The organism is Photobacterium sp. OFAV2-7, from assembly GCF_022347985.1.
Taxonomy (GTDB): Bacteria; Pseudomonadota; Gammaproteobacteria; order Enterobacterales; family Vibrionaceae; genus Photobacterium.
This window is the reverse complement of record NZ_JAKRFQ010000408.1, coordinates 1-4420: the sequence shown is the minus strand read 5'-3', so window position 1 is coordinate 4420 and position 4420 is coordinate 1. Positions and strand designations below refer to the sequence as shown.

The window sequence follows — 4420 nt, the reverse complement described above, 5'->3', positions numbered from 1 at the left end:
CTGTAGCTCGAGTGCACCCGGCACAGCCCACCTCTCATTGATAACCAAGGTTGGTGTAGAGGAAATGTCATATTCTTGCGCCAACTTCCTATCTCGCTTTATTTCAATGTGCCTTTCAGGTACGGACATGTCATCGAAGAACAGGGACTTATCAAGTCCGGTCTACCAGTTGATATCAGGACCAGCAGGAATGATGCCGTTTGGATTAATATGTTTGTGCGAAAAATAGTAATGTTGCTTCATGTACTCAATGTCGATTGTCTCTCTGATCCGTTTGATAATGACTAAATCCAGCATATACCGATACAAGTTTTCAAAGGCTTTTAGTGGTTTTTTATTGGCCTTAAAATGCACTTCATAAACCGCTTCAAACCTGACAAGCGTTGGCAACAAGAATAGATCAGAAAGAGTCACTGTTGTGCCAAATAAATATGGAGATTGGCTTAATCTGGTATCCAGCTGCTCGAGAGCCTCAAACAGGGTAGTACTGGCGCGATCATAGTCTGCCTGCTCTGTGGCAAATCCGACGTGATAGACCTTTCGATTGACATTGATGTGTAGCCATTCGTTTAGGGCTTTTATGTCAGTTCGCAGGTTATTGGGAACTAACTCATGTTGGTATTTGGCCAGAGGTAGCCAGTTTGTAGCAAGTTCGATTGCTATCTCAGATGAGTCATTCCCTACTATGGTATGCGTGTGTTTGTCCCAGAGTACCGGCACCGTCACTCTTCCGGTGTAAATCGGGTTGGCACGTTGGTAAAGCTTAACCAGATCACCTGCGTTGTATAGAGGATCTGAGTGAACGTCATCAAATAGCCAGCCGTCGTCATATCGCTTGGCAGCAACCGAAGAGACTGTGATGGTATCATTTAGCCCAAGAAAATTGATGACCAGATAAGGTCGGTGGGCAAAAGGGCAGGCAAGCGACATATACATATGATAGCGGTCTTGCTCAGCCGTTTGGGGCAGTTCAAAGCTGTCTTCATAAGACAACTCGTTAACCTCTTTGTTTGGATACCAAGTTCCTTGTTCTAAAACCGCCATGGGATGCTCCTAGAGTGCTTTTTCAAATGAAGCCATAAGAGCGTCTAGTTCGGCTTGGGTGGCGACATCAAAATCACCATCGCTAAACTTCTCCTGATAACTTCCTAAACTGAAAGTGGCTTTTACGTCACCTCCCCACCATGGCATGAGATCTGTCATGGTTTTAAGGTTGGTTGCACCGCCGTTCGGCCCTGGTGATGTGCTGACCAGCAGAACTGGTTTTTTGCTATCGCCAAAGAAAGGCTGGCCTGGTTTGGCGGCACGCGAGAGCCAGTCAATAACATTCTTTAAAAACGCAGGCATAGAGCCGTTGTGCTCAGGAGAGGCAATAACCAAAGCATCGTGCTCATTCATTATTTGTCTAAGCTCGAAGGCCTTTGTCGGGATGCCTTGTGACTCTTCATCTATGCCGTACATTGGCATGTCAAAGTCTTTCAAGTCGATGATAGTCACTTCATTCTGAGTCACTTTTGCTGCCAGGGAACGAACCAGATTATTGTGGATTGACTGACTGTGATTGCTTCCAGAGAACGCGAGTATCTTTTTCATGATCTTGTCCTGTTAGTTATTTAGTTCGACATCTTTGTGTTGTCGATGACGATAAATACTAATTGACTAGATTTAGTGAATAAACTATACCTTGGTGGTTAAACAGTTCACCATAAGTAAACAATAAGGACAGGCCAAAGTGGATAAGATCAGGGCGCTAACGGTTTTCAGAAGAGTCGTAGAGCTAGGAAGCTTCAAAGCGGCAGCTGAAGATTTGAATCTGTCCAAGGCTGCGATCAGCAAAAATATTAACGAGCTGGAAGACTACCTTAAAAGCCCATTGATCAATCGGACAACACGCAAGATGCACATTACGGACAACGGGCAGCGCTATTACAGCCAGGTTTGCAGTATCCTGGATGATCTTAAGCATGCTGATCTTTCTGTTATCGAATCTTCTCAGACCTTAAAAGGCGCACTGAAAATTAGTGTTCCTATGTCATTGGGTATCATTGAAATAAATCCTATCGTTTGTGAATTCATGCATCAACACCCGGAGCTCTCTATTGAAGTAGTTATGAGCGATCAATACGTTGATCTTATCGAACAAGGTATCGACATTGCGATTAGGGGAGGGGGGGAGCTCAGCAATTCCAGCCTGAGATCCCGAAAGTTGCTAGATTTGAGGCGTGTGCTTTGTGCATCTCCCGAGTATATTGATAAATCCGGCGAGCTTATCAAGCCTGACGATCTTGCCTTCCACAAGTGCCTCATATACAGCTTTTCTTCATCTGCCAGACGCTGGTTATTCAGAAACCAGGATGAGGTGAAAGAAGTTGAGCTTCCCGCAAGCTCTTACGTAGTAAACAGCGGACTAGCGCTTAAGCAGGCGGCCTGCTCAGGCCACGGTATTCTGCTGCTGCCGGAGCTGTTTGTTCGAAGCGAGTTAGCGTCAGGAGAGCTTGTTGAGGTGCTACCACAATGGCAAGCCGACAAGCATTCACTGTATGTGGTGTATCCATTTCATAAAGAGCAGTCCCAGAAGGTCAGGGCCTTTATTGATTTTGTCGTCAACCATTTCGAAAACAAATAAGAATAACGACTGTTTTCTTCTAACCTCAAATACTGTTTACCAAAACTGAATAGCTCTGGCTTTTTGGCCTCTAATAAGAGCTATTTAAGCAGGTTAGTTTACTCATGGTGAATAGTTAGTTCACCGCAATACTGTTTTTCTCATTTGAACCGCTCCCTAGACTGGTCCACGACAACACGACTCCGTGTTAAGTAATCTAGCGAGGAGCAAATGATGAATAAATGGACCAAATTACTCATAGTGAGTGCGATTGCCAGTATGCCAGTCGCACATAGCGTGGCAAAAACAGTTTCGACAGAGGGGCAGTTGACCTTGTCATACAGTGACGGCAGAACGCCTACTCAAGGAGTTGAGAAGGTCAATGATGTACTCAGGGCGGTTGGTGTACGAGTGAGCACGCTCCCCTTGCCCGAAGAAGCGAGACCTATTTTGGAAGCCTCTAAAGAAAGAGCCATTACAAAAGAAGAAAGTGAACAGCTAATCTCACTATTTTCTTTGCACCGTGGTGATTTGCTGGATCAAATCAAAAAAGCCGGTCGAGTACCGGAGGCGCACAGAGGTGGCTTCCTTTCAACATCTGAAGTTGGCGTTGCGCCGTATCCAAAAGTGTACGACATGAAAGCAATGACGCCGGAAGTAATGCACTACCTACAAGATAAATTCGGTAAGTTGCATGTTAACAGCTCCGATGATGGGGTCGGTATTGATGAAGTGATGACTATTGTATCCGGTGGACCATGGACATGGTTTTTTGTACTGCCGGACAATGTGGTCGGTAAACTGACATTGGGCCATGTACCATCAGATGGTGAAGCATGGCGGATCAGCTACCCAGGTCTCGTGCCACATGGAGGCTTCCTGGATGCGCCTTATGGACTGGTTGTTGCCTATGCCCACGGCCCTGAACACTTTGTTATGCGCTACGAAGAACCAAGTGTCGAAGGGACTGAGACTCTTGGCACCAACGCATGGATCGACTTCAGCAGTGATGTGCCTAAACTGCTGGAACACTAAGTCCTGATCACTTAATTTTCTTCACTCAGTATTGAGCTGGACTTGAAGGTGCTCAATGAAGGCGGAAACTTTGGGAGGCAAATGTTTCCGCCCTGCATAGAAAACATGTAGCACCAAATCTTCAGGCTCGGCTTCTAATTCTATTGGTTCCAATAAGCCGGTATGTAATTCGGGCAAACAGGCGTGTTCAGGCAGTATCGCAAAACCAAGACCAGCTAAAGCTGCCGCTCTGGCCATGTGTCCGCTGTTAACCTTAAAGGGTGAACTCACACTCTGCCGGACATGTTTTCCGTTGATGCCTTTGAATATCCAAGGGGTGCCATTTAAAGCTGTCAGGCTACTGACACAAGGTAGTTGGCTCAGTTCACTCAGTTTGTAGGGTTTGCCATATCGTTTAATCAGGTCTGGAGAGGCCACTACAACACTTCGCCAGCGTGCAATCTCTTTGGCAATCCAGCCACTATCAGCTAATTTCCCCCGGCTAAACGTTACAATGAGGTCGAAGCCATCCAGCAAGTCTTCTTTTGGGCTTAAACTGGTCTCGCAACAAAGTGAGATAGCGGAATGTTCTACACAGAACGACACTGCGGCATCGGTCAACACCCGAATGTCAGGCATCAGAACCTTTAATTGTCCTGATATAGCTTGCGAATCATGATTAATCGTTTCTAGTGCATCATTGAGAGCACTGAGTAGGCCTTTTGTCGAAGCGTAAAGTTGCTCTCCTGACTCTGTCGGTGTCATACGGCGAGTTGTTCTCTCCAGTAGACGAGTTCTGAG

The 4420-nt window shown here is 46.0% G+C and carries 5 protein-coding genes; 2 read left to right on the top strand and 3 right to left on the bottom strand.

Annotated features, from left to right (window positions below):
- Positions 1-162 precede the first annotated feature (162 nt).
- Both MHN01_RS17810 and MHN01_RS17805 read right to left on the bottom strand, forming a co-directional pair.
- A complete protein-coding gene (locus MHN01_RS17810) occupies positions 163-1044 on the bottom strand; it encodes a glutathione S-transferase C-terminal domain-containing protein (protein ID WP_239412569.1) in 882 nt (293 codons plus the stop codon).
- A 9-nt stretch (positions 1045-1053) separates the two neighbouring features.
- A complete protein-coding gene (locus MHN01_RS17805) occupies positions 1054-1593 on the bottom strand; it encodes an NADPH-dependent FMN reductase (protein WP_239412568.1) in 540 nt (179 codons plus the stop codon).
- Positions 1594-1732: 139 nt separating this feature from the next.
- Here MHN01_RS17805 and MHN01_RS17800 point away from each other — a divergent pair, with 139 nt between their 5' ends.
- Positions 1733-2626: a LysR family transcriptional regulator gene (locus MHN01_RS17800; RefSeq protein WP_239412567.1), complete on the top strand. Its 894-nt coding sequence runs from the start codon at positions 1733-1735 to the stop codon at positions 2624-2626.
- Positions 2627-2839: 213 nt separating this feature from the next.
- Positions 2840-3640 carry a hypothetical protein gene (locus MHN01_RS17795; protein WP_239412566.1) on the top strand — a complete coding sequence of 267 codons (801 nt, stop codon included), beginning with the start codon at positions 2840-2842 and terminating at the stop codon, positions 3638-3640.
- Positions 3641-3661: 21 nt separating this feature from the next.
- Here the strand turns inward: MHN01_RS17795 and MHN01_RS17790 are convergent.
- The coding region (locus MHN01_RS17790; RefSeq protein ID WP_239412565.1) for a LysR substrate-binding domain-containing protein at positions 3662-4420 on the bottom strand (759 nt) is incomplete at its 5' end.

Excerpts from the sequence above, each read along its gene's own strand:
- MHN01_RS17795 (WP_239412566.1), top strand. The coding sequence starts at position 2,840 with ATGAATAAATGGACCAAATTACTCATAGTGAGTGCGATTGCCAGTATG.
- MHN01_RS17805 (WP_239412568.1), bottom strand. The coding sequence starts at position 1,593 with ATGAAAAAGATACTCGCGTTCTCTGGAAGCAATCACAGTCAGTCAATC.
- MHN01_RS17810 (WP_239412569.1), bottom strand. The coding sequence starts at position 1,044 with ATGGCGGTTTTAGAACAAGGAACTTGGTATCCAAACAAAGAGGTTAAC.